Origin of the sequence: Porphyrobacter sp. AAP82 (genome assembly GCF_000331285.1) — a bacterium.
In the GTDB taxonomy this organism is placed as follows: Bacteria; Pseudomonadota; Alphaproteobacteria; order Sphingomonadales; family Sphingomonadaceae; genus Erythrobacter.
In genome coordinates, this window is the sequence record NZ_ANFX01000013.1 from 15,654 (window position 1) to 41,458 (window position 25,805).

Here is a 25,805-nt window from a genome sequence, read left to right on the forward strand (position 1 = left end):
CGCAAGAGGGCGGGGGAGGGTTTCAGTCGGCGTTCATCTTCCCTGGCTTGGGCTACATCCGAAACACGCCAAACGCCGCCCGGTCGGCAATCGGCGCTTCGAGACACGCCGCTAACGCCAGCCCCAGCACATCGCGGGTCTGCACGGGGTCGACCACGCCGTCGTCCCACAGGCGGGCGGTGGCGTAGTAGGGGTTGCCTTCGTCTTCGTATTTCTGGCGGATGGGCTGCTTGAAGGCCTCGGCCTGCTCGGGGGTCCAGCTCTCGGCGTCGCGGTGGACGGTGGCGAGGACGCTCGCGGCCTGCTCTCCGCCCATCACCGAGATGCGGGCATTGGGCCAGGTGAACAGGAAGCGGGGCGAGTAGGCGCGGCCGCACATGCCGTAGTTCCCCGCGCCGAAGCTGCCGCCGATCACCACGGTGACCTTGGGCACGGTCGCGGTGGCGACGGCGGTGACGAGCTTTGCGCCGTGCTTGGCGATCCCCTCCGCCTCGTATTTCCCCCCGACCATGAAGCCGCTGATATTCTGGAGGAACAGCAGCGGGATGCGGCGCTGGCAGGCGAGTTCGATGAAATGCGCGCCCTTCTGCGCGCTCTCGGAAAACAGCACGCCGTTGTTGGCGAGGATCGCGACCGGCATCCCCCAGATATGCGCAAAGCCGCAGACCAGCGTGCTGCCGTAGTGCTGCTTGAACTCGTGGAACTCGCTGCCATCGACCAGCCGCGCGATCACTTCGTGCACGTCATAGGGCGCACGCACGTCCTCGGGGATGAGGGCGTAGAGGTCTTCGGCGTCGTATTTCGGCGGGCGCGGGTCTTTGAGCGCGACGTCCTTGGCCGCCCCGGTGTTCGCGCCGAGGTGGCTGACGATGTCGCGCACGATGGTGAGCGCGTGTTCGTCGTTCTCGGCGAGGTGATCGACCACGCCCGATTTCTTGGCGTGAAGGTCGCCGCCGCCCAAGTCCTCGGCGGTGATCTCCTCGCCCGTCGCGGCCTTCACCAGCGGCGGGCCGGCGAGGAAGATGGTGCCCTGATTGCGGACGATCACCGTCTCGTCGGACATGGCGGGCACATAGGCCCCGCCCGCGGTGCAGCTTCCCATGACGCAGGCGATCTGGGGCACACCGAGGGCGCTCATATTGGCCTGATTGAAGAAGATGCGGCCGAAGTGGTCGCGATCCGGAAACACCTCGGCCTGATGCGGCAGGTTCGCGCCGCCACTGTCGACCAGATAGATGCACGGCAGGCGGTTCTCGGCCGCGATCTCCTGCGCCCTCAGGTGCTTCTTGACTGTCATCGGGTAATAGGTGCCGCCCTTCACGGTCGCGTCGTTGCACACGATCATGCACTGGCGACCCGAGACGCGGCCCACGCCGGTGATGATCGAGGCGCCGTTGACGTCACCCTCGTACATCCCGTTGGCGGCCAGTTGGCCCACCTCCAGAAAGGGCGACCCCGGATCGAGCAGCCGCTCCACCCGCTCGCGGGGAAGCAGCTTGCCGCGCGACACGTGTCGTTCGCGGTGCTTCTCCGGCCCGCCCAGCGCGGCTTCGGCCACCCGGGCCCGAAGCTCCTGTGCGAGGGCATGGTTGTGCGCGAAGCGGGCCTTGGCCTCAGGGCTCTCGCGGTCGAGCTTGGTGGTGAGGGTGGGGGCGGTCATCGTGTCGTCCTTAGCGTTTCCGCACGAATTCGGCGCGCAGGACGAGGCCCTTGATGCCGGGATATTTGCAGTCGATCTCCTGAGGATCGCCGGTCAGGCGGATCGACTTGATCAGCGTGCCCTGCTTCAAGGTTTGCCCTGCGCCCTTGACCTCGAGATCCTTGATCAGCGTCACCGCATCGCCATCGGCAAGGATATTGCCGACCGCATCGCGCACCTCGACGGCATCCTCCGCCGCGCGCTGGGCCGCGAACTCGGAAGCGGGAAGCCATTCGCCGCTCGCCTCGTCATAGACGTAGTCTTCGTCGGTGCTCATCACCCCGCCGCCCCGATCAATTCGCGCCCGATCAGCATCCGCCTGATCTCGTTGGTCCCCGCGCCGATGTCGAGCAGCTTGGCGTCCCGCATGTAGCGCTCCACCGGCCAGTCGGTGGTGTAACCCGCGCCGCCCAGCGCCTGCACGCTCTCGGCGGCGACCTTGAAGGCGTTTTCGCTCGCGAGCAGGATCACGCCCGCCGCGTCGAAGCGCGTCGTCTGCCCGGCGTCGCACGCCTTGGCGACCGCATAGGTGTAGGCGCGCGCCGATTGCAGCGCGACATACATGTCGGCGACCTTGGCCTGCATCAATTGGAACGAGCCAATCGGCTTTCCGAACTGCTTGCGCTCACGCAGGTAGGGGATCACCGTGTCGAGGCACGCCTGCATGATGCCGAGTTGCAATCCGGCGAGCACCACGCGCTCGTAATCGAGCCCGCTCATCAGCACCCCGACGCCGCCGTTCAGCGGCCCCATGATGCGATCTTCGGGGACGAAGCAGTCGGTGAACACCAGCTCGGCGGTGGGCGAGCCCTTCATGCCGACCTTGGAAATCTTCTGACCGATGGAGAACCCCTCGTCTTGCCTTTCGATCAGGAAGGCGGTGATGCCGCGCGATCCGGCGTGGCCATCGGTCTTGGCGTAGACCACCAGCGTATCGGCTTGCGGAGCGTTGGTGATCCAGAACTTGGTGCCGTTGAGGACGTAGCCGGATTCCCCGTTCTTGGCACTAGCTTCGGCCTTCAGTTTCATCGAGACGACATCGCTGCCCGCCCCGGCTTCGGACATGGCGAGGCTGCCGACATGCTCGCCCGAGATCAGCTTGGGGAGATATTTCGCCTTCTGGTCATCGTCCCCCCAGCGGCGGATCTGGTTCAGGCACAGGTTGGAATGCGCGCCGTAGCTGAGGCCCACGCTGGCGCTCGCACGGCTGACTTCCTCGACCGCGATCACGTGCTCGAGATAGCCGAGCCCGAGCCCGCCCCATTCCTCCTCGACCGTGATGCCGTGGAGGCCCAGCGCGCCCATCGGCTCCCACAGCTCGCGGGGGAAACGGCCCTCGCGGTCGGTGCGTTCGGCCAGCGGCGCGATCTGCTCGTCGGCGAAGCGCGCGGTGTTCTCGCGGATCATCTGAGCCGCCTCGCCCAGCTGGAAGTCGAAATCGGGGGTGGCGCGCATGAATAGTTCCTTGGCCAGCAATGTTTGTTCTGACACGCCCGCATAGCAAGCCATCGGGCAAAGGCCAATCGGGGACGCTGGCGCAGCGGCGCGACTATCGCTAATCGGACAGGGAATGGAAACCGCCCCGCCCCTGCTCCGCTTCGACGGGGTCACCTGCCGCTTCGGCGAGGTCACCGCCGTCGGGTCCGGGGCGGGGGGCGTCACCTGCGACATCGCCAGTGGCACCTTCGTGGCGATGGTCGGCGCCTCGGGCTCGGGCAAGTCGACGCTGCTGAAAACGGTCAACACGCTGGTCGTGCCGACCGGCGGCCGCGTGCTGTTCGGCGGCGAGGACGTGAGCGGATTGCCGCCTGCCAAGCTGCGCCGCCGGGTCGGCTATGTGTTCCAGGGGATCGGCCTGTTCCCGCATTTCTCGGTGGCCGAGAACATCGCCATCGGCCCGCGCCTTGCAGGCGAGAAGCTGGCACCGGCGCGCATCGCCGAACTGCTGGAGCTGGTCGAACTCGATCCCGTCTTCGGTGCGCGCATGCCCGACGAGCTTTCCGGCGGCCAGCGCCAGCGCGTGGGCGTGGCGCGCGCGCTGGCGGGGGAGCCCGAACTCCTCATCATGGACGAGCCCTTCGGCGCGCTCGATCCCGTCACCCGCGACGCGCTGGGCCGCAAGGTGCGCGAATTGCACGATACCCTCGGCCTCACCACGGTGATGGTGACGCATGACATGGCCGAAGCGCTGCTGCTGGCCGATCGGGTGGTGGTGATGGACAAGGGCGCGATGGTCGCCGACGCGACCCCGCGAGGCCTGCTCGCGGGCGAGGGCGGCACGGTCGCCCAGCGGCTGGTACGGGTGCCGCGCGAACAGGCGGAAAAGCTCGCCGCGATGGAAGGTCTCGGGGAGGTTCCGGGCGGCTGATGCAGGAAATCTGGGACATCCTCCCCGGGCTCGGCGACAAGCTCGCCGCCCACGTGGTGCTGGCGGCGAGCGCGATCGCGCTTGCCATGCTGATCGCGCTGCCGCTGGCGGTGTGGGCGGGGCGCTCGCGCGCGGTCTCGCGGATCGCGCTGAGCCTGGCGAGCCTCGTCCAGACCATCCCCGCGCTGGCCCTGCTGGCGCTGTTCTTCCCGCTGCTGCTGAGCTTGCGCAGCGTGTTCGGCGAGGGGCTGCCCACGCTCGGCTTCCTGCCGGCGCTGATGGCGCTGACGCTCTATGCGCTGCTGCCGATCTTGCGCAATGCCGTGACCGCGCAGGCGAACCTCGATGAAGGCGTGCTGGAAGCCGCCGATGGCGTCGGCATGACCAAGTGGCAGAAGCTGGTGCTGGTCGAAGCGCCCTTGTCGGCGCCCTTCATCATGGCCGGCATCCGCACCGCGAGCGTGTGGACCATCGGCGCGGCGACGCTGGCCACCACCATCGGCCAGCCGAGCCTCGGCGATCCGATCTTTGCCGGCTTGCAAACGCAGAACTGGGCGCTGGTGCTTGCCGGGTGCCTTGCCAGCGCGGGGCTGGCGCTGGCGGCGGACAACCTCTTGTGGGTGATCGAGGTCGGCCTTGCCCGGCGCAAGCGCTGGATGACCTATGGCGGGATGGGACTTGTCATCCTCGGCATCCTTGCCGCCCTGTCGGGCCAGCGCACCGAGGAGACCGGGCGGCCGGTCGTGATCGCCTCCAAGCAGTTCTCCGAGCAATACATCCTTGCCCAGCTGATCGGATCGCGGCTGGAGGCGGCGGGTTACAAGGTCGAATATCGCGACGGGCTGGGGAGCGCGGTGGTGCATTCGGCGCTCGCCTCCTCGAGCATCGACATCTCGGTCGATTACACGGGCACGATCTGGGCCAACTACCTGAAGCGCGCCGACAACCCGGGCCGCGAGGCGATGGTCGAGACGATCCGCAGCTGGGAGGCCGAGACCAACGGGGTCAAGGTGCTCGGGCGGCTGGGCTTCGAGAACGCCTATGCCTTCGCGATGCGCGCGGACCGGGCGAAGGCGCTGGGGGTCACCAGCCTTGCGGACCTTGTCGGCAAGGGCGGCGCGCTGACGGTGGGGGGCGATCCCGAATTCTTCGAGCGCCCCGAATGGCTGGCGGTGCGCGATGCCTATGGCCTGAGGTTCGGCAAGACCCGCAACTTCGCGCCGACCTTCATGTATGACGCGCTGCGTTCGGGCGAGGCGGACGTGATCAGCGCCTATACCTCGGACGGGCGGATCGCCGCTGACCGCCTGGTGGTGCTCGCCGACCCCAAGGGCGCGCTGCCGGGCTATGATGCGCTGCTGATGCTCTCCCCCCGCATCGCGGACGATCCGGGCATCGCCGCCGCGCTGCAACCGCTGCTGGGCGCGATCAGCGTCGAGGCGATGCGCGAGGCGAATTTCGCCGTCGACCGCGAGGATGCGGGCAAGCTGACGCCGAAGCAGGCGGCAGACGCGCTGGCGAAGCAGGCGGGGTTGTGATTCGCGCCCACCCCTGAACCCTCCCGCAAGCGGGAGGGGGATTAATCCGCGATCTCGGGCCATAGGCCCGCAAGGCCGAACGGCCGCCCGCAGCGACGCGCCCGCAGGACGCGTGAGCGAGGATATCGCGGGCCGGAGGGCCCGCGCAAATCAAGACGCTCTGTTCCACACCTGCGCCTGGCAGAAAGGCCCCACGCAGCCCTTCATTTCCAGCGTTCCGTCGGGCTTGCGGCGCACATAGGCGGTGTAGGTCTTGCCCTTCTTCGGGTCGTAGACCTGCCCCTTCCACACGTCCCCATCGGCGGTGAGGCCGAACAGGATCGCGGTGCCGATCAACCTGCGGCTGCGCTTGGCGGCATCGGGGTTGTTGACATCGCGCTGGTCGTTGCCCTGCGGCGGGGGGACGAGGAACTTCTCGATCCGCCCGCACAGCGCCGCGCCGCACTTCGCGATCGCGACGACCGCGTCCTTCCCGCCCGTCACCCAGCGCCCGGTGATCGGCTCCGCCGCGAAAGCCGCGGGCACCATCGCCGCCGCTGCGAGACACGCCGCGAGTACGCCTGCCTGCTTCATCACCTTACCCCTTCTCACTGAAACCCCACTCCGAACGGCCAGCGCCGCCCGCAGATCCCGAGCACCTTGAACAGCGTGCCCATCTGGCTGTCCTCGACCAGCCGGTCGCGCTGGCGCTTGATGACCTGGCCTTCCTTGGGGTTGCGCCGCTGGAGCGCCTCCATGCGGGTGTCGATCCCCATCTGGCGCAGCCATTCGCCCTGATAGGTGAGGCCCATCACGTCCGCGCCGTGATCCTCGGCGACCTGTTTCAACAGCTCGAAATCGACATGGGCGGTGATGTCGGCCTCGCCCGGATGCGCGAAAACATCGACCTTCCTGTGGCTCTTCAAGGCCTGCAAGGTCGATCCCGAGCGCAGTTCCATGTGACCGTAATCGATGACCAGCGCCGCGCCGCCCTGTTCGCGCAGGCGCCGCGCGATCTCGGCCATCAGCGCGGCCGCCGCGGGGCTGGTCTCGATCATCGCGCCCTGCGCCGCGCTCACCCAGCTGGGGGGGACGATGTGGTCCATCCGCTCCTTGCCGGCCATGAAGGTGAAGGCCTCGCCATCAAGCCCGACCAGCCGGTCGAACCAGCCGTCGGCGCTGCGCAGCAGCTGGTGGATCGGCAGGGCATCGAAGAATTCGTTGGCGACGATCAGCAGCGGCGCATCATCGGGCAGGGTCGAAAGATCGTGGTGGTGGTGGCAATCGGGGAAGGCCTCGCGCTGGAGCTTCCTCAGCGACGCCGAGGTCTCGACGAAGTGCACCTCGGGCGCGAAGTCATAGCGCGCGGCCGCACCCAGCGCGTCTTTCGCCAGCGTCCCGCGCCCGGGGCCAAGCTCGACATAATGGATGCGCTTGCGGCTGCCCATGCGCACCCACAGGTCGGCGAGCCACAGGCCGATCAGTTCCCCGAACATCTGGCTGATTTCGGGCGCGGTGATGAAGTCGCCCTGCTCGCCCAGCGGATCGCGGCTGGCATAGTAGCGCGCGTTGCTCTCGCCCATGTATTGCGCCAGCGTGATCGGGCCGGTCTCGCGGATCAGGCGCTTGAGGACGGCGGGCACATCGACAGCCGCGCGGGCGAGCACCTCGGCCTCGAGCCGGGCCTGCTGGGCAGCGGCGGCTTCCTCGGCCGCGCGGCGGGCGGCGTCCTCGGCAGCGATCCGCGCGGCTTCCTCCTCGGCAGCCTTGCGCGCTGCTTGTTCGGCTTCGCGGCGCGCGGCGTCCTCGGCGGCGATCCTTGCGGCTTCCTCGGCCGCGCGGCGGGCCTTGGCCTCGGCGTCCTTCCTCGCCTTGGCCTCGGCCTCGCGGCGGGCTTTCTCCTCGGCGGCGGCCCTGGCGCGCGCTTCGGCATCGGCGAGCTTTCTGGCGCGGGCCTCGCGTTCGGCGCGGGCGCGGGCTTCGGCATCGGCCTTGGCGAGCGCGGCCGCCTCCTCACGCGCCTTGGCCGCGGCGCGCGCGGCAGCGCGGCCGTCAGCGGCAAGGCCGGGTTCGGGATCGATCAGCCGGAGCGCGCTGGTCCAGACCCGCGCGCCCCCGGCACCGTTCAGGCCGGCGCTGCCGTCCCCGCTGCCAGCGGCTTCCGGCGCAGCGCGAAGACGACGACAATCAACCCAGTCAGGATAAGCGGTATGGTCAGCCATTGCCCCATCGATAGCCCCGTACGGGCTGCAAAGTCAGCCAGTTGTTGATCCGGCTCTCTGAAAAATTCATTGATGAAGCGCGCCGCCCCCATGCCGGTGGTGAACACGCCGGCGAGCAGTCCGGGGCGGTAGCGCGCGCGGGTCAGCCAGAACAGCGCGAGCATGATGACCAGCATCGCCAGCCCTTCGAGCCCGGCCTGATAGAGCTGGCTGGGGTGGCGCACGATGCCGGTGGTGGCGCACTTCACACCCTCGCGCGCGATCCCGTCGCAGAACACCATGCCCCACGGCACGTCGGTCGCCCGGCCCCACAGTTCGCCGTTGACGAAGTTGGCGAGCCGGCCGAGCAGCATCCCCATCGGCACGCCGACGCTCACGTAATCGACGACGCGGATGAAGTTCAGCTTGTCGCGCCACGCAATCCACAGCATCGCCGCCGTCACGCCGATCAGCCCGCCGTGGAAACTCATACCCCCCTCCCACAGGCGCACCAGCCGCCAGCTCAGCCAGCTGTCATTGGCGAAGGTGGTCCACAAGGCGGGCTCGTAGAAGGTCGCATAGCCCAGCCGTCCGCCGAAGATGACGCCCAGCGTGCAGTAGAAGAACAGATCGTCCGCATGGCGCTGCGCCATCGGCGCGCCGGGCTCGTTCAGCGCGCGCGAGGTGTGCCAGTAGGCGAAGATCACCCCCAGCAGATAGGCCAGCGAATAGAACCGCAGCTCGAAGACGCCGAGGTCGATGGCTCTGGCAAGGTGCAGATCGGCGAACTTGATCGGTTGGGCGGCGGCGGCGCTTGCGGCAAGTAGTGACAGCACGGAGCGAACCTCTTATTGCAATGATATGCCGTAACGGCGGGCCCGAACCGGCCTCGTTCCCGGCCCCCGGTCGCGCTGGCGCTTCTGGCACAGCCGAGGGGTCAGGGGAAGGGGCGAGGGGCCGCCATCTGACGGAATGGGACAGGCGATCCGGACACCGGATGCCGCACACGAGAGAGAGGAACACATCCGCATGCCCACCCAGCTGGACAATGCGCTCGAAGCGATCATCGCCGGCCTCACCGCCGAGGGCCAGCCCTTTGCCACCGTGCCCTTCGTGCGTGACGGGGTGGAAATGCCCGCCTTTGCCGCCGCGCCGCCGACGCTTGCCCATTACTTCGCCCATTTCGCCGGGCAGAACCAGGACATCCCCTTCCTCGTCGATGGCGACATCCGCCTCACTTTCGGCGAGACCTATGCCGCCGCGACCCATGTCGCCGAAGGGCTGGTGAAGACCCACGGGGTGCGCAGGGGCGACCGCATCGGGCTGGCCGCGCGCAATTCGGCCAACTGGATGATCGCCTATATGGGGATCATCATGGCGGGCGGCTGCGCGACCCTGCTCAACGGCTTTTCGAGCGGCGAGGAGCTCGCCTATGCGGTCGATCTGGCCGAGGCCCGGCTGCTGCTTGCCGACGAGGGCCGCGCCGCGCGGCTCGAGGGCCACGCCCACGGCGCCGCCGTGGTGCTGTTCTCCCATGGCAATGCCCCCGCCGAAGGCCTCGCCGCGACCTGGGCCGTGCCCGAGGGCACCCCTGCGGCGGCCGCGCTGCTCGGCGAGCTAGGCCCCGATGACCTTGCGACGATCCTCTACACCTCGGGTTCGACCGGCAAGTCCAAGGGCGCATGGTCCGATCACCGCGGGGTGGTGAACGCGGTGATGAACTATGTCGCCCAGTCGGCAATGGCCAAGGTCCATGTCGAGAGCACGGGCGAGGTGCTGACCGACCAGCCCTGCGCGCTGGTGGCCGTGCCGCTGTTCCACGTGACGGGCGAGGTGCCGCTGTTCCTCCAGTCCTTCGCCATTGCGAGGAAGCTGGTGCTGATGCCCAAGTGGGATGCCGGACTTGCGATCCGGCTGATGGCCGAGGAAAACGTCACCTACTTTGTCGGTGTCCCCCTGATGAGCTACGAGATCGCCAATCATCCCGACCGCGCGCAATACGACCTGTCGAAGTGCAAGAGCTTCGCTGCGGGCGGCGCGCCGCGTCCGGTGGAGCATGTCACCCGCATCAAGGAAGCCTTCCCGGGCAGCTTCCCGCTGCTGGGCTACGGCCTCACTGAAACCAATGCGGTCGGCTGCGGCAATTTCAACGAGAACTACCTCGCCAAGCCGGGCTCCACGGGCCGCGCGAGCAAGCCGATGGTCGATCTGGCGATCCTCGACGATGCCGGAAACCCGCTGCCGGGCGGGCGGGTGGGCGAGGTGTGCATCCGCACGGTCTGCAATTTCCGCGGTTACTGGAAGAACGAGGAGGCGACCAGGGCCGCCTTCACCGACACCGGCTTTTTCCGCACCGGCGACCTCGGCTACCTCGATGCGGACGACTACCTGTTCATCGTCGACCGCAAGAAGGACATCATCATCCGCGGCGGCGAGAACATCTCGTGCATCGAGGTGGAAGACGCGATCTATGCGCATGACGATATCGGCGAATGCTCGGTCTTCGGCCTGCCCGACGAACGCTTCGGCGAGGTGCCCGCGGCGGTGTTTGCGATGAAGGAGGGCCGCCCCCCCGTCAGCCCGGCGGCCTTGCGCGCCTTCCTGCTCGAGCGAATCGCCCCCTTCAAGGTCCCGCTCGAGGCGCATATCTGGTTCACCGCCGAGGCCCTGCCGCGGCTCGGCACGCAGAAGATCGACAAGCGCACCGTCAAGGCCCGCTATCTCGGGCAGGCGGTCCCGGCGTGACCGGGACATGAGCCCCGGCCGCGTCCCCGGACAGCGCGCGATCATCGACCGGCGCGCGCTGGCCGAGGAGATCGAGGCGCTGTTCGCGCGCGGCGGCTCGGGCGCGCGCCCCGCGATCGTCGCCGCGCTGCGCAGCGCGCTTGACGAGGGCCGCGCCGAGCTCGCGCGGCGGCTGCTCGAAACCCCCTCGGCCGGCCACGAGGTCACCGCCGGTTTCAGCTTCCTGATGGACCAGCTGCTGCGGGTGATCCACGATCACGTCACCACGCATCTCTACCCCGTCCCCAACGCCACCCAGGCCGAACGCCTCGCGATCCTCGCCGTCGGGGGCTATGGCCGCGCCGAGATGGCGCCGCATTCGGATGTCGACGTTGCCTTCATCACCCCCGGCAAGCGCGCGCCGTGGTGCGAGCAGGTGATCGAGACGATGCTCTACATCCTGTGGGATCTCGGCCTCAAGGTCGGCCATTCGAGCCGCACGGTCTCCGACACGATCCGCATGGCCAAGGAGGATCTGACGATCCGCACCGCGCTGCTCGAAAGCCGGCTGGTGTGGGGCGAACAGGCCCTCTACGAGGAGCTGCGCACGCGGTTCTGGAACGAGGTGGCTAGGGGCGGCGAACGGCAGTTCCTCACCCAGAAACTCGCCGAGCGCGATGCCCGCCACAAGCGGATGGGCGACAGCCGCTATGTCGTCGAGCCCAACATCAAGGAGGGCAAGGGGGGCCTGCGCGATCTCCAGACGCTCTACTGGATCGGCAAGTATGTCCACCGCGTCGACAATGCCGCGCAGCTGGTCGATGTGGGCCTCTTGACCACCAGCGAATACCGCAATTTCCGCCGCGCCGAGGGCTTCCTGCTCGCGGCGCGCTGCCACATGCACATCATCACCGACCGTGCCGAGGACCGGCTGACCTTCGACCTCCAGCGCCAGGTGGCCGAGCGGATGCTGTTCGCCGACCGCCCGGGCAAGAGCGCGGTCGAGCGGTTCATGCAATACTACTTCCTCCAGGTGAAACGCGTCGGCAGCCTGACCGGCGTGTTTCTCGCCCACCTCGACGAGGAGATGGCGAAAAAGCGCCCGCGCACCGGGTTCTTCGCCGGCTGGACCCAGCGCCCCCGCCAGTTCAAGGGCTACACCGTCGAAGGCGGGCGGCTGCGCGCGCCGGGCGATGACTGGTTCCGGGCCGATCCGGTGCGGCTGATCGAGGTGTTCCAGCTCGCCGAGGCCGAGGGGCTCGAAGTCCACCCCGAAACCATGCGCCAGGCCGGGCGCGATGCGAAGCTGATCGACGGCAAGCTGCGCCGCGACAAGCGCGCCAATGCGCTGTTCCTCGATCTGCTGGCGGGCCGCAAGGACCCCGAGACCGCGCTGCGCTGGATGAACGAGGCGGGGGTGTTCGGCCGCTTCGTGCCCGATTTCGGCCGGGTCAACGCGCAGATGCAGTTCGACATGTATCACCACTACACGGTCGACGAGCACACCATCCGCGCGATCGGGTTGCTCAGCCAGATCGAGCGCGGGCTGCTTGGCCACGATCACCCGCGCGCGACCGCCGAGTTCCCGAGGCTCGCCTCGCGCCGCGCGCTTTATGTCGCGGTGCTGCTCCACGATATCGCCAAGGGGCGCGGGGGCGACCACTCGGTGCTCGGCGCGGATGTCGCCTACCGCCTGTGTCCGCGCTTCGGCCTCGACGCGCGCGAGACCGATCTTGTCGCCTGGCTGGTGCTCCATCACCTGCTGATGAGCCGCACCGCGCAAAAGCGCGACCTCACCGATCCCAAGACCATCGAGGATTTCGTCGGCGAAGTGCAGAGCCTTGAACGCCTGCGCAACCTCGCGATCCTCACCGCGGTCGATATCCGCGCGGTCGGGCCGGGGACGTGGAATTCGTGGAAGGGCCAGCTTCTGGGCGAGCTTTACGACGCCGCGCAGGAACGCCTCCGGCTCGGCCACAAGGGCACGGGGCGCAAGGCGCGGGTCACCGCCAAGAAGGACGCGGTCGCCCGGCTGCTGGGGGATCAGGACCACCTCGTCGATACGGTCGGCGCGCTGCTCGGCGATGCCTACTGGATCGCCGAGCCCGAGGAGATCATCGCCCGCAACCTTGCCCAGTACGACGCCGCCGAAGCCGCAGGCGAGGCGCTCTCGATCGCCTGCGAGGTCGACGAGACCCGCGGCGCGACCCGCGTCAGCGTCATCGCATTGGACCACCCGGGGCTGTTCTACCGCATGGCGGGCGGCATCCACCTGGCCGGCGCGAACATCATCGACGCGCGCATCCACACCGCACGCTCGGGCTATGCGGTCGACAATTTCCTGGTGCAGGATCAGGGCGGCCAGCCCTTCCGCGAGGCCGCGCAGATGGCGCGCATCGAGAAGGGCATCCGCGACGCGCTGCTCGCGCAGGTCGAACTCGTGCCGAAACTGGCGGCACGACCGCTGGCGCACTCGCGCGCGAAAGCCTTCGATGTCGCGCCGCTGGTCGGCTTCGACAATGACGCCTCGAACCACTTCACCGTGATCGAGGTGACCGCGCGCGACCGGCCCGCGCTGCTGAACCGCCTCGCCCACGCGCTCTACAAGGCCAATCTCATCGTCCATTCGGCGCATATCACCGCTTACGGCGAGGCGGCGGCGGACACCTTCTATGTGACCGACCTCACCGCCGCGAAGATCAAGGCCCCCGAACGCCTCGCCGAGATCGAGGCCGCGCTGCTCGCCGCTGCCAGCGACCAGCGCCAGGAGCAGCTCGAAAAGGCGTAAATGCCACACCTGCGGGGAAATTTGACATTTGCGTGAATGCCCCGTTTGCAGGCGCGCGCGATCGGGTTAGTCCACTGGCAAAACAAGCCAGTTCACACTCTGGGAGAGAAACCTGATGAATACCTTCACTTCGCTGCGGGCGATGGCGCTGCTTGGCGCCGGCATGGCCCTGGTTCCGACCGCCGCTTTCGCACAGGATGCCGAAGGCGAGGAAGAACTCCAGCCCGACAACGTCATCATCGTCACCGCGCAGGGCCGCCAGCAGGCGCTGGCCGACGTGCCGGTCGCGATCTCGGCGATCAATTCGGACACGCTCATCAATTCGGGCGCGAACGACATCCGCCAGCTGAACCAGGTCGCGCCCTCGCTGCTGGTGTCCTCGACCGGTTCGGAAGCCAACGGCTCGGCGCGTATCCGCGGCATCGGCACCGTGGGTGACAACCCCGGCCTCGAAAGCTCGGTCCCGGTGTTCATCGACGGCGTCTACCGCTCGCGTTCGGGGATCGGCCTCAACGAACTGGGCGAGATCGACCGCGTCGAAGTGCAGCGCGGCCCGCAGGGCACGCTCGGCGGGCGCAACTCCTCGGCCGGTCTCATCAGCATCTTCTCGAAGAAGCCCGAATTCGATTTCGGCGGCACCGCCGAGGCGAGCTACGGCAACTACAACTTCTTCCGCCTCGGCGGCAGCATCACCGGACCGGTCGCCGAGAACATCGCGGCCCGCCTCGATGGGATCTACGTCAAGCGGGACGGCTTCTACACCGACACCGCCAACAACACCGACATCAACGACCGTGATCGCTACTTCCTGCGCGGCCAGCTGCTGATCGAGCCCAACGACGCGCTGTCGATCCGGCTGATCGCGGACTACACCTTCCGTGACGAGCAGTGCTGCGCGGCGACCTATGTCGACAGCAGCGTCAACCCGTTCATCGGCAACCTCAACAACCCCTCGACCCCGCTCACCCCGCTCCAGACCAACGGCAACAACATCATCAACGTGCTGCGCGATCTCGGGCAGAACGTGGCGGCGTTCAACCAGGGCTACAGCCGCAACGTCTCGGTTACGCCGGGCCGCAGCTACGCGGGCAAGACCAAGGATTACGGCTTCTCGGCGCAGGTCGATTATGACCTCGGCGGCGCGAACCTGACCTCGATCACCGCCTACCGCGAATACCGTTCCGGGCAGGGCGGCGATGTCGATTACGGCACCGTCGACATCCTGTTCCGCACCCCGAGCGACGATGCCTACCGCCAGTTCCACACCTTCACCCAGGAACTGCGCCTCCAGGGCGAGGCCTTCGACGGCAAGCTCGACTGGCTGGTCGGCGGCTTCTACGCCAACGAGAAGCTGACCGTGCGCGACAACCTGCGCTTCGGCAATGATTACGGCCGCTTTGCCAGCTGCCGTCTGGTTTCGGGCGGCGGTCTGGCGGGCCTCTATTCGCCGACCTCGCCGGGCTGCCTTGCCGCCCGTCCCGCCGCCTTCGGGGCCGCATCGCCGGCGATCTACGCCGCCTACGACGCCCTCGAAGGGCTGCGCAACCGCGGTTCGGTAGACGACCAGTACAACCAGGACGGCAGCAACTGGGCGCTGTTCACGCACAACATCTTCCACATCACCGATCGCCTCGATCTGACGTTCGGCGTGCGTTACACCAATGACAAGAAGGACTTCTCGGCAACCTTCCGCAACGACAACACCGCCTGCACCACGGTGCAGGGTCTGGTCAGCCCGCTCCTCGCCACTCCCAGCCTTGCGGCGGTGGCGGGCGGCCTCATCGGCCTATCGTGCCAGGGCAACTCGACCGCCGAGCTCAACAACGTCTCGATCAGCGATGACCGCAGCGAAGACGAATGGACCGGCACCGGCATCCTGTCGTGGAAGGCGACCGACGACCTCCTCGTCTACACCAGCTTCGCGCGCGGCTACAAGGCGGGCGGCTTCAACCTCGACCGTTCGGCGCTCAAGTCGCCGATCGCGAGCTTCGCCTCGGTCGGCGGTGCGCAGGCGCTGGTCCGCAACCTTCAGTTCGATCCCGAGCTGGTCGACAGCTACGAGCTCGGCATCAAGTACGCGACCCGTCCGTTCAGCCTCAGCGTTGCCGCTTTCCGTTCGGATTTCAGCAACTTCCAGCTGAACACCTTCAACGGGACGGTGTTCCTCGTGCAGAACGTCAACGGCTGCAAGGGCGACCTCGTCGGCGGACCTTCGTCCGATACCGACACCAGCGCTGCCACCGGCGCGTGCGCGGCGAGCGATGTCAGCTACGGCGTGCGCACCCAGGGTCTGGAAATCGAAACCCAGATCAACCCGTTCGACGATCTCAACATCGGCGGCGGCGTGACCTATGCGCGCACCCGCTATGTCAACGATCTGGTCGGCAACAGCGCGGGCGCCCCGCTCGATCCGGCGCTGCGCAAGCTGCCGGGCGACAACCTGTCGAACGCCCCCGAATGGGTCGCCACCGGCAGCATCACCTGGACCCCTGCAATCGGCTCGACCGGCCTCAGCGGCCTCTTCTACTTCGACGGTCGCTACACCGAAGGCTACAACACCGGCTCCGACCTGTTCCCGCAGAAGGAGCAGGAAAGCTTCGCGCTGTTCAACGCCCGCATCGGCATCCGCGGGCCCGAGCAGAAGTGGTCGCTGGAGTTCTGGGGCCAGAACATCTTCAACAAGGACTACGCCCAGGTCGCGTTCAACACGCCGTTCCAGGCGGGCACGACCGCGGCGCCCTTCACCGATCCGGTCTATCCGGGCGGGCGCCAGCTGTTCTCGCAGTTCCTCGCCGAACCGCGCGTCTACGGCGTGACGGGCCGCGTCAACTTCTGATCGGGGCCACCAGTGCAATTCGGGGAGGGGCGTCCGCAAGGGCGCCCCTTTCTCTTTGGGTTCAGCCCCGGCTGCCGAACAGCGCCGTCCCCACCCGCACATGGGTCGCACCCAGCATCACGGCGGTCTCGTAATCGCCGCTCATCCCCATGCTGAGGCCCGAGAGCCCGTGATCGGCGGCAAGCTTCGCCAGCAGCGCGAAGAACGGCGCGGCTTCGGTGCCCGCCGGGGGAATGCACATCAGCCCGGCAAGCGGGATGGCGGTCTGCCGGACCTCGGCGAGGAAGGCGGGCAGATCGCCGATCGGGCAGCCGCCCTTCTGCGGCTCGTCGCCGATATTGACCTGCACGAAGCAGGGCACCTGCCGCCCCGCATTGTCCATCGCGCGGGCGAGCGCGTTGCGCAGGCTCGGCCGGTCGAGCGAATGGATGCAGTCGAACAGCGCGACGGCTTCCTCGGCCTTGTTCGATTGCAGCTGGCCGATCAAATGGAGCGCAATCCCCGGATGGGCCTCGCGCAAGGCGGGCCACTTGCCTTGCGCCTCCTGCACGCGGTTCTCCCCGAAGACCTGTTGGCCCGCGCCGATCAGCGGCTGGATTGCGGGCGCATCGTGGGTCTTGCTGACCGCGATCAGCGTGACATCCCCGGGCTCGCGCCGCGCGGGCTTGCACATCCGGGCGATATTGGCGCGGACGGTATCGAGGCGGGTGGCTGCATTTTCCATGGGGGCGCTCTATAGCGGAGCCGTGGCCTGCGCAAAGACCCTCCCCGCCCTGTGGCTTCTGAGTGACGAGCGCAATGACTCGAAGCTCGAATGGGCGCTTGCCACTTTGCCGCGGGAAAACGCCTTCGTGTTCCGACACTATCACTTGCACGAGAAAGCACGCCGCGCCCGATTCGATGCGCTCGCTGCTGTGGCGCGTGCAGGCGGGCATCTCGTGATCCTCTCCGGATCGGCGGAAATGGCGCGGGATTGGGGAGCGGACGGGATCTACGGTCCGCCCGGCAAGCTTGGCAAGCTGCCCGGGCTGATCCGCCTCGCCACCGCCCACAGTGCCTTCGCGATTCACCGCGCCGATCGGACAGAGGTGGACGGCATCTTCCTCTCACCCGTCTTTCCGACCCGCTCGCACCCGGGCGGCACCTGTCTCGGTGCGAGCCTTTTCCGCGAATTGGCGGCGCTGGCCGAGGCTCCGGTCATCGCGCTCGGCGGCATGACGGCAGAGCGCGCGCGCGAGCTCGACTGGCCGCGCTGGGCCGCCATCGACGGCTTGTCCTAGCCGCTAGGGGCGATCCCCGCCCCCATGTCGTTCATCGCTCTTTCCTTGACCGGAGTCCGGCTAGGATTCATCATGTGTTCCGCACAGGAGAACCCCCATGGCCAGCCGCGCGGTCGCACCGAATAAACCCGTTCGCCAGACCGACGCCGAGTGGCGCGCTGGCCTGCGCCGTTCGATCCGGCGCATCGCGCAGATGACCGGCGCGGGGTTGCTGCTGGGGGCGGCGGTGTTCCTCGCCCTCGCGCTCGCCAGCTACACCCAGACCGATCCCAGCCCCTCGACCGCTGCCGACCCGGCCGAGGTCGCCAACTGGATGGGCCGCGCCGGGGCCTGGGCGGCGGACCGCGTGCTGCTGGTGTTCGGCCTGCCCGGCGTGCTGCTGCTGCCCTTGCTCTATGTCAGCGCCCGCAAGCTGTGGCGCGATGTCGAGAATGGTGACGCGCCGGAGACCACCGCCTGGTGGATGCCGACCGCGCTGCTGCTGATCGCGATGACGCTGGTGGCGACGGTGCTCAGCCTCGTCTTCGAAGGGCCGGGCGGCACGCTGCCGGCGCAATCGGGGGGTCTTGCCGGCCTGCTTGGCGCAGGCGCGATCCGCGCGGTGGCGGCGCGCTTCGGGGAGGCTGCCGAGGGCTGGGTGATCCTCGGCCTCGCGCTCGTCTGCCTTGGCGCGGGTGTGGCGCTGCTCACGCGCATCTTCGCGATCGACTGGCGGGTGCTGGTGAGCCTGCCCGATTTCCTCGGCGGCGGCTCGCTCGCCGGGCTGATGCGCCGCCTGCCGCTGCCGGGACGCAAGGCCGAGGGCGCGCTCGCCTATGCGGGCGATGTCGACGCCGATGACGCGGATGACGCCGCCCCCGCCCGCCCGCGCCGCCCCGTCAAGGCCGAGGCCGCGGCAGTGCCGGTCGCCGACGAGCGCCCGCGCCGCCCGCCCGAAATCTCCGACCCCTCGGCCCCGCCCAAGCGCGCCGCCGCCGGGAGGAGCGCGCAGACCGACATGTTCGCGCGCTTTGCCCTGCCGAGCCTCGACCTCCTCGCCGAGCCGCCCGCCGACAAGGGCCCCAAGCTCGACAAGCTGGCGCTGGAGCGCAATGCGCGGCTGCTCGAGAACGTGCTCGACGATTTCAACGTCAAGGGCGAGATCACCGCGGTGCGCACCGGCCCGGTGGTGACGATGTACGAACTGGAGCCTGCGCCCGGGATCAAGGCCAGCCGCGTGGTCGGCCTTGCCGAGGATATCGCCCGCAACATGAGCGCGATCTCCGCGCGCGTCTCGCCGATCCCGGGGCGCACCGTCATGGGGATCGAACTGCCCAACCAGGACCGTCAGGTGGTGATGCTCAAGGAGCTCGCCGCGGCCGCCGCCTTCGTCGATGCCAAGGGCAACCTGCCGGTGATTCTCGGCAAGGACATCGCGGGCGAGCCGATCATCGCCGATCTGGCCGCCATGCCGCACCTGCTGGTCGCGGGCACCACCGGCTCGGGCAAGTCGGTGGGCCTCAATGTCATCCTGCTCTCGCTGCTCTACCGCTTCACGCCGGCCGAGCTGCGGCTGATCCTGATCGATCCCAAGGTGCTCGAACTCAAGACCTACGACGATATCCCGCACCTGCTCTCCCCCGTGGTGACCGAGCCGGCCAAATCGGTGCGCGCGCTCAAATGGGCGGTCGAGGAGATGGAGCGGCGTTACCGGATGATGAGCGCGATTTCCTCGCGCAACATCAACTCCTTCAACGAAAAGGTCAGCGCCGCGATCGCCAAGGGCAAGCCGCTGGGCCGGCGGGTGCGCACCGGCTTCGATGCCGAAACCGGCGAGGAGCTGTTCGAGGAGGAACAGCTCGATTACCAGCCGCTCCCCCAGATCGTGCTGATCGTCGACGAGCTGGCCGACCTGATGGTCACCGTCGGCAAGGAAATCGAGGTGCTGATCCAGCGCCTCAGCCAGAAGAGCCGCGCGGCAGGCATCCACCTCATCATGGCGACCCAGCGGCCTTCGGTGGATGTCATCACCGGCGTCATCAAGGCGAACCTGCCGACCCGCATCAGCTTCAAGGTGACCAGCCGGATCGACAGCCGCACGATCCTCGGCGAACAGGGCGCCGAACAGCTGCTCGGCAAGGGCGACATGCTCTACAAGCCCAATACCGGCGCGATGGTGCGTGTCCACGGGCCGTTCGTGTCCGACGAGGAGGTCGAGGCGGTCGCCGATCACTGGCGCGGCCAGGGCGCGCCCGAATATGTCGATGCCGTCACCGAAGAGCCCGAGGAAGGCTTCGGCTTCGGGTTCGACGATGATCTCACCGCCTCGGACAACCCGGAAGAACGCAAGTATCGCCAGGCCTGCCAGATCGTGTTCGAGAACCAGAAGGCCTCCGGTTCGTGGCTCCAGCGCCAGATGGGCGTGGGGTACAACACCGCGGCCAAGTGGATCGAGCGGATGGAGGAAGACGGCTTCGTTGGCCCGGCCAACCATGTCGGCCGCCGCGAGATTTATCGCGACAAGGACGGCAACCCCTTGTGAGGTGACAGGGGCCAAGCCGTTTGGCTATCCCCCTGTCGTCCCCGCCTGCGCGGCGATGACAGCGTGTGTGGGGAGAGGACTGCGGGCAGCGCGCCGATGCAATTCTGCAACGTCCCGAAATTGTAAATCCGCCGTAACGCGCGCGTCACCGCGCCGTCGCTTCGGCGTCATCCGGCGCTGTCACGGGCAAGGCCTCTCTCCACGGATAAGGGCTTTCCCCCATGCTTCGCACACGCTTCACGCGCGCCTCGCTGATCGCGCTCGCCACAACCCTCGCCGCCGCGCCGCAGGTCGCCTTGGCGCAGGACGACGCCGCAGCCGCCGAGGATGACACCGCCTCGGGCAACGAGATCATCGTCACCACCCAGAAGATCGAACAGCGCGCGCTCGACGTGCCGATCACCATCACCGCCACCACCGGCGAGCGGATCCGCGAGCTTGGCGTGGGCGATCTTGACGAGCTGTCCTATTACGTCCCGGGCCTGCTCATCCAGGAGCAGAGCGCCAACAACCCCGGCGTCGTGATCCGCGGCATCACCTCGGACAGCGGCTCGGCGCAGCAGGGCCCGCGCGTCACGCTCTATTACAACGGCGTCGATATCTCGCGCTCGCGCGGCAGCTACCAGGCGATCTACGATCTGGAGCGCGTCGAGGTCATCAAGGGCCCGCAGGCGACCCTGTTCGGCACCGCCAGCGCGGTCGGCGCGATCAGCCTTGTCTCGGCCAAGCCCAAGCCCGGCTTCTCGGCCGAGGTGCGCGCCGGCTACGGCAACTACAACCAGACCCTGCTGGGCGGCTATGTCAACATCGGCAGCGACAGCCTCGCCTTCCGCCTCGCGGGCGAATGGCGCACGCGCGACGGCTATGTCGAGAACCTCAACCCCAACCAGGAAGAGGAACTCTACGCGCAGGACCAGCTGGGCTTGCGCGCCTCGCTGCGCTGGACGCCGGGCGACCGCACCACGGTCGACCTTGTCGGCACCTACGACCAGCAGCGCAATGGCGGCACGCCCTTCGTCTCGGGCCGCTTCCCCGCCTTCCTCGGCGCGCCGGGCGGTGCGGCCAATGCCTTCCGTGACGCGAACCTCTCGGGCAATCCCGCGGGCGCGGCGGCGCTGGGCGATGACCAGCTCGGTCTCAACCGCGAAGTCTATGACTTCAACCTCACCATCGACCACCAGTTCGAGGACGACTGGAGCTTCACCACCGTCAACGGCTACCGCGAATTCGACAGCGCCGAAGTGTTCGACGCCGACGGTTCGGCCGCGCCGTTCCTCGAATTCGCCGAGATCGCCGATGGCTGGCAGGTCAGCCACGAAGGGCGCTTCACCTATTCGGGCAAGTCCCTGCGCGCGAGCTTCGGCTGGAACGCCTTCATCGAGGACGGCAGCCAGAACGTGCCCTTCGCGACCGAAGAGGGCACCTTCCTCCAGTGCCTCACCTCGCTGTTCGGCGCGCCGCTGATCCCGGGCATCGCCTGCGTCGCCCCGGGCGGCACCGTGCCGGCGGCCGGCGTCACCGCGCTCGCCACCGGCGGCGCGCGCACCGCGATCCCCTACAGCTCGGTGTTCGAGAACCAGGGCCGCAACGAGGCCTATTCGCTGTTCGCCGATGCGACCTACATCCTGTGGGACAAGCTCGAGCTGACCGCGGGCCTGCGCTGGCTCAACGAATACCGCCGCTCGGGCTTCTTCGCCAACGTGCCCAATTCGGTGCTGAGCCTCGCCCCGCTGATCCCGGGGCAGATCGACACGGCGGGGCGGACCTTCACCGCCGATGGCCGCTTCAACGCCTGGCTGCCGCGCTTCAACGCGCTCTACCGCATCTCGGATGACGTGAACGTCTTTGCCACGGTCTCCAAGGGCCGCCGCTCGCCGGTCATCAGCGTCGCCGCGCGGCGTGTGGCCGGGGCGCCCCAGCCCAATGTCACCAACATCGCCGAAGAAACCGTGTGGAACTACGAGGGCGGCCTCAAGCTTGCCACGGGCCGCATCTCGGGCTCGGTCGGGGTCTATTACCAGGTCTACAACGACTTCCAGGTCTCGGTCGCGCAGCTCGATGCCAACGGCAACCCGACCGGCGCCTTCGTCACCGCGAGCGCCGGCAAGGCCTCGAACCTCGGGGTCGAGGCGGAACTGGCCGTGGACGTGACCGACTGGCTGAAGGTGTTCGGCAATGTCGGCTATATCGACGGCGGCATCGACAAGGACGGCGCCTTCTCGCCGGCCTTCTCGGGCGCGCGCTTCCGCCTCCAGCCGGAATGGCAGGCGTCGGGCGGGATCACCATCGACAAGGAGTTCGGGAACGGCATCCGCGTCTTCGCCACGCCGAGCGTGACCTATCGCAGCCAGATCTTCTTCGAGGTGCCCAACAACCCGCTGATCTCGCAGGACGCGGTGACGCTGGTCAATGCGCGCGCCGGGGTGAGCTTTGCCGAAGGCAAGTACGAAGTGGCCAGCTTCATCCGCAACGCCACCGATGAAGACTACCTGCTCGATGCCGGCAACACCGGCGGGGCCTTCACCATCCCCACCTTCATCCCCGCCGAACCGCGCTTCTACGGGGTGGAAGTGACCGCGAAGTTCTGATCGCGCCCGATTGCGGCCCATCGCGGCGGGGGACCCTCGGGTTCCCCGCCGCTTTGCTTGGCAAGGGGATGGCGGGCGGCGCCCCCGGCCTCGAAAGTTTACGTTCAGAGTTAGCATTTTCTAAACGGTGCACCCCGTAAGCCGACGTGGTTAACGGGGGCTTCACCATGTTCTTCACGAGATTTGCACGCGATCCGCAGCCCGCCCGCAAGGCATGGCGCGTGGCGGCGGCGCTGGCGCTGGGCCTCGCTGCGGGCGCACCGCTTGCCGCGGCCGACGAACCGGGCTGGAAGCTCGAACCCGATGCCCGCATCGATGTCCAGGCGGTCAGCGCCCAGACCACCACCCGCGACGAGGAGCTGGTGATCGACGGCGAGGCGATCTCGGTGCGCGGACAGGTCGGGCTCGGCATCGAAGGCAGGCACACCCGCGTGCGGCTGGAGGCCGACCGGATCGAGGTGTTCCGCCTCGGCAACGGGCGCAACGATGTCTCGCGCGACCGGCTGACCGCGAGCGTCGAGCACGACGTCACCGACACCTTCGAGATGCAGGCGCAGGTGCGGCGCTACGACGATCTCGTCACGGTCGAATCCGCCGATACCGATGGCTGGGAATATTCCGCCCGCGCGACCTTCGAGCCGACGCAGGACAACCGCTTCCGGGTGCAGGGCACCTGGCGCGAGCGGCAATATGATAACGGCGCGGGGCCCGCGACCACCGGCGACGGGCTGCGGCTCGATGCGCAATACCGCCGCCGTTTCGGTGCCTACCACTACCTCGCCTTCGATCTGCGCAGCGAGACGATCCGTTCGGACGATCCGCAGCGCGGCTACGAGCGGGATTCGGCCGGGGTCGCCTATACCCGCCCGATCGGCCCGGACCTGCGCCTGCGCCCGGCGGTCGAGCTGATCAAGACCCGCTTCGATGGCCGCATCGCCGACAACGGGACGCTGCGCCGCGACCGCCAGATCGTCCCCGAAATCGAGCTGCTGTGGTGGCCGGGCAAGTGGCGGATCGAGGCCGAGGCGAAATACGTGTTCTTCGCCAGCAACGAGAGCGCGCGCGAGCGCGAGGGTTATCGCCTGACGGTGTCGGTCGGTTACGCATTCTGAGATGATCGCCCGCGTCGGCCAGATCTGGGCGAACGCAACGCCGCAGGTCCGCCGCCCGTTCTATATCGGGCTGGCGGTCGCGGCGGTGCTCGCCGTGCTGGTCGGCCTCGGGGTCGCCAATACCGAAACCTTCCTCGCGCTGCCTTCATCCTTCGAGGGCGTGGCGGCATCGCAGGCGATCTGGGGGCTCAAGCCCTCGAACCTGCTGATGGTGCTGCCGCTCGGCGCGTTCCTGGTGGTGCTGGCGAGGAGCTTCATCGGATTGAAGGCCTTCGGGCTGTTCACCCCGAAGCTGATCGCGCTCGCCTTCCTCCAGATCGGCCCGGTGATGGGGCCGGTGGTGCTGTGCTCCTCGGTGCTGGTGGGGATGATCGTCACCCCCACCCTGCTGAAGCTGCGCATGACCCGCGTCGGCTTTCTCGGCGTGCTGATCTCGCTGATCGTGCTGGTGCTGGTGGGCTTGCAGATGGTGCTCGATACCCAGCTTCAGGTCGGTGCCTTCCCCGTCATCGTCTGCGCGCTGTGCGTCGAGCGGTGGTGGAAGCAGTGGGGCAAGGACGGCGCCAAGCCCGCCGCCAGGATGGCATTGAACACCTTCGTGCTGGCGCTGATGATCGAATTCGTGATGGTTTCGGACTTCGCGATGGCGCTGATCGAATGGTCGCCGCTGCTGATGCCCGCGACGACCGCGGTGGCGATCGCGATTCTCGGCCGGTATCGCGGCCTGCGCCTCTCCGAAATCAGCCGCTTCGCCCCGATCTGGCTCGAGCGCCGCCGCCGGGCGCGGGCGGCCGCGGCAGAGGCGGCGGGCGAAGCGGTGGCCCTGCCCGAAGGGGTCAGCGAGGATCGCCGCAAGGGCCTGCCCGATACGCGCCGGGTGCCCGAACCCGAGGCCATGCCCGAGCCCCCGCCCCAGCCCCCGCCCGAACCTGTGCCCGAGCCCGTGCCCGTGCCGGCCCTCGCCGCCTATCGCACCCCGCGGCTCACCCCGCTCCACCGCAGTCACGGCATGGTGCTCGCCGCGCTCGCGGGGCGGGCGCCACCCTTGCGCGGCATGTGGGTGATCGGCTCTCCTGACGAGCTGAGGCCGGGCACAAGGCGCCGCGTGCCCCAGCCTCTCCCCGATCGCGGGGCCCGTTCGCGGCCCCGCCTTGTCGCATCCGGGGGCCGCGCGGTGGACGGCCGGGCCGCCGATGGGCCCGCGCAGCGTCCGCCGGTCCACAATGCCTGGGTGATCCGCAAGGTGGAGGACGTCTGAGATGTTCAAGGCACTCAACCGCTGGCTCGGCCTTGGCGAGGGCGGGCTGATCGAGGGCGAGATCCTCGGCATCAACATGAGGAACGCGCTGATCCAGAGATACAATCCGCGCCACGCCATCGAGCGCGCGCGCGACAAGGTCGCCGCCAAACGCGCGCTGGAGGCGGCGGGGATATCCTGCACCGGCACGGTCGCGGTGCTCGAGGATCACCAGCAGGTCGCCGATTTCAAGCCCAGCCGCGACATGCCCGATGCCTGGGCGATCAAGCCCGCGCGCGGATCGCAGGGCGACGGCATCCTGCTCGCGGTGCGGCGTGAGGGGAACACCTGGTACAAGGGCTCGGGCGCGGCGCTGCCCGAAGACATGGTGATGCACCACATCCAGAAGGTGGTCGACGGCGGCTTCTCTGGCGATTCCGCCGCCGAGGACGCCGCGCTGATCGAGCCGCTGATCATCGCCGACCCGGCGCTCTCGCGCATCGTGCCCGAAGGCCTGCCGGACCTGCGCGTCATCAGCTTGCACCACACGCCCCTGATGGCGATGGTGCGCCTTCCCACCATCGAGAGCGACGGCAAGGCCAACTTGCACCAGCGCGCGATAGGCGCGGGGATCGACATGGAGACCGGCAGGATCACCCGCGCGGTGGTGAAAGGCGTGCCGATCACCCGCCACCCCGATACCGGGGTGAACCTCATCGGCTTCGAGATCCCGGGCTGGAAGCGGGTGCTGGAGCTGGCATCGAAATGCGGGCCGGCGGTCGGCCTCGGCTATTGCGGGGCGGACATCGTGCTCGACGTGAACGACGGCCCGCTGGTGATCGAGGTCAATGCCCACCCGGGGATCGAGATCCAGAACATCTGCCAGGCGGGCCTGAAGAGCCGGATCGCGGCGACGGGCGAGGATTTCCGTTAG

At 68.1% G+C, this 25,805-nt stretch carries 18 protein-coding genes; 11 read left to right on the forward strand and 7 right to left on the reverse strand.

Translation table 11 applies throughout. The annotated features are described in order from the left end of the window. Positions 1–52: 52 nt before the first annotated feature. Genes D620_RS0103215 through D620_RS0103225 form a run of 3 tightly spaced genes read right to left on the reverse strand, consistent with a single transcriptional unit; the run spans position 53 to position 3,154 of the window. Positions 53–1,660: a carboxyl transferase domain-containing protein gene (locus D620_RS0103215; protein ID WP_017664348.1), complete on the reverse strand. Its 1,608-nt coding sequence runs from the start codon at positions 1,658–1,660 to the stop codon at positions 53–55. Positions 1,661–1,670: 10 nt separating this feature from the next. Further along, positions 1,671–1,976 (reverse strand): alkylphosphonate utilization protein, encoded by a 306-nt coding sequence (locus tag D620_RS0103220; RefSeq protein WP_017664349.1) that lies wholly within the window; start codon positions 1,974–1,976, stop codon positions 1,671–1,673. Next, complete coding sequence (locus D620_RS0103225) at positions 1,976–3,154, reverse strand: acyl-CoA dehydrogenase family protein (protein WP_017664350.1); 1,179 nt, start codon at positions 3,152–3,154, stop codon at positions 1,976–1,978. Before D620_RS0103225 ends, D620_RS0103220 begins: the two co-directional genes overlap by 1 nt. Before the next feature lie 115 nt (positions 3,155–3,269). Here D620_RS0103225 and D620_RS0103230 point away from each other — a divergent pair, with 115 nt between their 5' ends. After that, positions 3,270–4,067, forward strand: coding sequence for an ATP-binding cassette domain-containing protein (locus D620_RS0103230; RefSeq protein WP_017664351.1), 798 nt, complete (start codon positions 3,270–3,272; stop codon positions 4,065–4,067). Further along, positions 4,067–5,605: an ABC transporter permease/substrate-binding protein gene (locus D620_RS0103235; protein ID WP_017664352.1), complete on the forward strand. Its 1,539-nt coding sequence runs from the start codon at positions 4,067–4,069 to the stop codon at positions 5,603–5,605. The genes D620_RS0103230 and D620_RS0103235 overlap by 1 nt, the downstream gene beginning before the upstream one ends. A 150-nt stretch (positions 5,606–5,755) precedes the next feature. Here the strand turns inward: D620_RS0103235 and D620_RS0103240 are convergent, their stop codons facing one another. The 3 genes from D620_RS0103240 to lgt are packed head-to-tail and all read right to left on the reverse strand — an operon-like array spanning position 5,756 to position 8,621. Beyond that, entirely contained in the window at positions 5,756–6,178 is a 423-nt protein-coding gene (locus D620_RS0103240) for a DUF2147 domain-containing protein (protein ID WP_017664353.1), read from the reverse strand. A gap of 14 nt (positions 6,179–6,192) precedes the next feature. Then, positions 6,193–7,806 carry a class I SAM-dependent methyltransferase gene (locus D620_RS16905; protein ID WP_017664354.1) on the reverse strand — a complete coding sequence of 538 codons (1,614 nt, stop codon included), beginning with the start codon at positions 7,804–7,806 and terminating at the stop codon, positions 6,193–6,195. Next, entirely contained in the window at positions 7,710–8,621 is a 912-nt protein-coding gene (gene lgt / locus D620_RS0103250) for a prolipoprotein diacylglyceryl transferase (RefSeq protein ID WP_017664355.1), read from the reverse strand. The genes D620_RS16905 and lgt overlap by 97 nt, the downstream gene beginning before the upstream one ends. Before the next feature lie 193 nt (positions 8,622–8,814). Between lgt and D620_RS0103255 the strand changes: the two genes are divergently transcribed. From D620_RS0103255 to D620_RS0103265, 3 genes are all read left to right on the forward strand, one after another. After that, the gene (locus D620_RS0103255; protein ID WP_017664356.1) at positions 8,815–10,530 is read left to right on the forward strand and encodes a class I adenylate-forming enzyme family protein; all 1,716 of its coding nucleotides are present in this window, start codon (positions 8,815–8,817) and stop codon (positions 10,528–10,530) included. A gap of 7 nt (positions 10,531–10,537) precedes the next feature. Further along, the gene (locus tag D620_RS0103260) at positions 10,538–13,297 is read left to right on the forward strand and encodes a [protein-PII] uridylyltransferase (protein ID WP_017664357.1); all 2,760 of its coding nucleotides are present in this window, start codon (positions 10,538–10,540) and stop codon (positions 13,295–13,297) included. A 115-nt stretch (positions 13,298–13,412) separates the two neighbouring features. Then, positions 13,413–16,133 carry a TonB-dependent receptor gene (locus D620_RS0103265; RefSeq protein WP_017664358.1) on the forward strand — a complete coding sequence of 907 codons (2,721 nt, stop codon included), beginning with the start codon at positions 13,413–13,415 and terminating at the stop codon, positions 16,131–16,133. A gap of 61 nt (positions 16,134–16,194) precedes the next feature. Here D620_RS0103265 and D620_RS0103270 read toward each other — a convergent pair whose 3' ends face one another. Next, the gene (locus D620_RS0103270; protein WP_017664359.1) at positions 16,195–16,857 is read right to left on the reverse strand and encodes a YggS family pyridoxal phosphate-dependent enzyme; all 663 of its coding nucleotides are present in this window, start codon (positions 16,855–16,857) and stop codon (positions 16,195–16,197) included. Here D620_RS0103270 and D620_RS0103275 point away from each other — a divergent pair. The 6 genes from D620_RS0103275 to D620_RS14580 all read left to right on the forward strand — a co-directional run bounded on the left by D620_RS0103275 (position 16,856) and on the right by D620_RS14580 (position 25,805). Further along, positions 16,856–17,413, forward strand: a complete 558-nt coding sequence (locus D620_RS0103275; RefSeq protein ID WP_017664360.1) for a thiamine phosphate synthase — start codon at positions 16,856–16,858, stop codon at positions 17,411–17,413. The two genes, D620_RS0103270 and D620_RS0103275, sit on opposite strands and share 2 nt — an antisense overlap. Positions 17,414–17,510: 97 nt before the next feature. Next, positions 17,511–19,934 carry an FtsK/SpoIIIE family DNA translocase gene (locus D620_RS0103280; RefSeq protein ID WP_017664361.1) on the forward strand — a complete coding sequence of 808 codons (2,424 nt, stop codon included), beginning with the start codon at positions 17,511–17,513 and terminating at the stop codon, positions 19,932–19,934. Between the two features lie 221 nt (positions 19,935–20,155). After that, positions 20,156–22,522, forward strand: a complete 2,367-nt coding sequence (locus tag D620_RS0103285; RefSeq protein WP_017664362.1) for a TonB-dependent receptor — start codon at positions 20,156–20,158, stop codon at positions 22,520–22,522. Between the two features lie 167 nt (positions 22,523–22,689). After that, positions 22,690–23,634 (forward strand): hypothetical protein, encoded by a 945-nt coding sequence (locus tag D620_RS0103290; protein WP_017664363.1) that lies wholly within the window; start codon positions 22,690–22,692, stop codon positions 23,632–23,634. A 1-nt stretch (position 23,635) separates the two neighbouring features. Further along, positions 23,636–24,892, forward strand: a complete 1,257-nt coding sequence (locus tag D620_RS16215; RefSeq protein WP_017664364.1) for a 7TM domain-containing protein — start codon at positions 23,636–23,638, stop codon at positions 24,890–24,892. Between the two features lies 1 nt (position 24,893). After that, a complete protein-coding gene (locus tag D620_RS14580) occupies positions 24,894–25,805 on the forward strand; it encodes a sugar-transfer associated ATP-grasp domain-containing protein (protein WP_017664365.1) in 912 nt (303 codons plus the stop codon).

Excerpts from the sequence above, each read along its gene's own strand:
- D620_RS0103215 (WP_017664348.1), bottom strand. The coding sequence starts at position 1,660 with ATGACCGCCCCCACCCTCACCACCAAGCTCGACCGCGAGAGCCCTGAG.
- D620_RS0103220 (WP_017664349.1), bottom strand. The coding sequence starts at position 1,976 with ATGAGCACCGACGAAGACTACGTCTATGACGAGGCGAGCGGCGAATGG.
- D620_RS0103225 (WP_017664350.1), bottom strand. The coding sequence starts at position 3,154 with ATGCGCGCCACCCCCGATTTCGACTTCCAGCTGGGCGAGGCGGCTCAG.
- D620_RS0103230 (WP_017664351.1), top strand. The coding sequence starts at position 3,270 with ATGGAAACCGCCCCGCCCCTGCTCCGCTTCGACGGGGTCACCTGCCGC.
- D620_RS0103235 (WP_017664352.1), top strand. The coding sequence starts at position 4,067 with ATGCAGGAAATCTGGGACATCCTCCCCGGGCTCGGCGACAAGCTCGCC.
- D620_RS0103240 (WP_017664353.1), bottom strand. The coding sequence starts at position 6,178 with ATGAAGCAGGCAGGCGTACTCGCGGCGTGTCTCGCAGCGGCGGCGATG.
- D620_RS16905 (WP_017664354.1), bottom strand. The coding sequence starts at position 7,806 with ATGGCTGACCATACCGCTTATCCTGACTGGGTTGATTGTCGTCGTCTT.
- D620_RS0103255 (WP_017664356.1), top strand. The coding sequence starts at position 8,815 with ATGCCCACCCAGCTGGACAATGCGCTCGAAGCGATCATCGCCGGCCTC.
- D620_RS0103260 (WP_017664357.1), top strand. The coding sequence starts at position 10,538 with ATGAGCCCCGGCCGCGTCCCCGGACAGCGCGCGATCATCGACCGGCGC.
- D620_RS0103265 (WP_017664358.1), top strand. The coding sequence starts at position 13,413 with ATGAATACCTTCACTTCGCTGCGGGCGATGGCGCTGCTTGGCGCCGGC.
- D620_RS0103275 (WP_017664360.1), top strand. The coding sequence starts at position 16,856 with ATGGGGGCGCTCTATAGCGGAGCCGTGGCCTGCGCAAAGACCCTCCCC.
- D620_RS0103270 (WP_017664359.1), bottom strand. The coding sequence starts at position 16,857 with ATGGAAAATGCAGCCACCCGCCTCGATACCGTCCGCGCCAATATCGCC.
- D620_RS0103280 (WP_017664361.1), top strand. The coding sequence starts at position 17,511 with ATGGCCAGCCGCGCGGTCGCACCGAATAAACCCGTTCGCCAGACCGAC.
- D620_RS0103285 (WP_017664362.1), top strand. The coding sequence starts at position 20,156 with ATGCTTCGCACACGCTTCACGCGCGCCTCGCTGATCGCGCTCGCCACA.
- D620_RS0103290 (WP_017664363.1), top strand. The coding sequence starts at position 22,690 with ATGTTCTTCACGAGATTTGCACGCGATCCGCAGCCCGCCCGCAAGGCA.
- D620_RS16215 (WP_017664364.1), top strand. The coding sequence starts at position 23,636 with ATGATCGCCCGCGTCGGCCAGATCTGGGCGAACGCAACGCCGCAGGTC.
- D620_RS14580 (WP_017664365.1), top strand. The coding sequence starts at position 24,894 with ATGTTCAAGGCACTCAACCGCTGGCTCGGCCTTGGCGAGGGCGGGCTG.